A 661-nucleotide genomic window follows, 5' to 3' on the forward strand; every position below is an offset into this window, starting at 1 on the left:
GTCGAGGGTGTACAGATCCTGACGCAACTCCAGTTCACCGTACTGCTCGCACTCGTTACCCAGACGATATTTGGTCTGCGCACCGGGTAACTGGAAGCACGACTGGCCGCTGCTGTTGACCGACGTGCCGACACCGCTACGCAAGTAGCCGCCAAACTCCAGCGCTTGTGACGCTGGCGGTAAAGCCAGGCAAAAACCTGCGACTGCAAGGCTGCGATTTATTGTTGTTTTCATAAGCCACCCCATTGTTTTTATTGTCTGGTTGCATGAATTCGGCGCGCAAAAATCCCCCGCGCAGTGCTCTGCGTGTTTTTTTGAAAGCTGGTTTTTCTAGTTAAAGGTCAGGGATCGATCAGGTGCACGACGAATGACTCGTAAGGTCGTAACGTCACCTGTCGTTTGCGCAACGGCCCGTCCGCATAATTGCTGATCAATAGGCGCTGCCCCATCGACTCGCTGATGACCGTCGCCGGCAACTCCACTTCACAGGTTGTCCCGTAAAAGTTGTTCACCACCAACAAACGCTCGGCGTCACCTTCACGCACATACGCCCAGACCTGCGGATGCTCAGGCAGCAATTGTTGGTACAGCCCGTCGGTGATCAACGATTCGCTGCGGCGCAGCGCGATCAGACGGCGGTAGTGATGCAACACCGAGTCCG

2 protein-coding genes are annotated in these 661 nt (G+C 55.5%); both read right to left on the minus strand.

Going from position 1 to position 661, the window contains the following annotated elements; genetic code table 11:
- Positions 1–234, minus strand: a 234-nt coding sequence (locus BK660_RS29885) for a carbohydrate porin (protein ID WP_148057475.1), incomplete at its 3' end; no start/stop codon positions are given.
- Positions 235–341: 107 nt separating this feature from the next.
- Positions 342–661: alpha-glucosidase C-terminal domain-containing protein (locus BK660_RS29890; protein ID WP_123436391.1), on the minus strand; the 320-nt coding region annotated here is incomplete at its 5' end.

Origin of the sequence: Pseudomonas brassicacearum (assembly GCF_003732265.1) — a bacterium.
Taxonomy (GTDB): Bacteria; Pseudomonadota; Gammaproteobacteria; order Pseudomonadales; family Pseudomonadaceae; genus Aquipseudomonas; species Aquipseudomonas brassicacearum_D.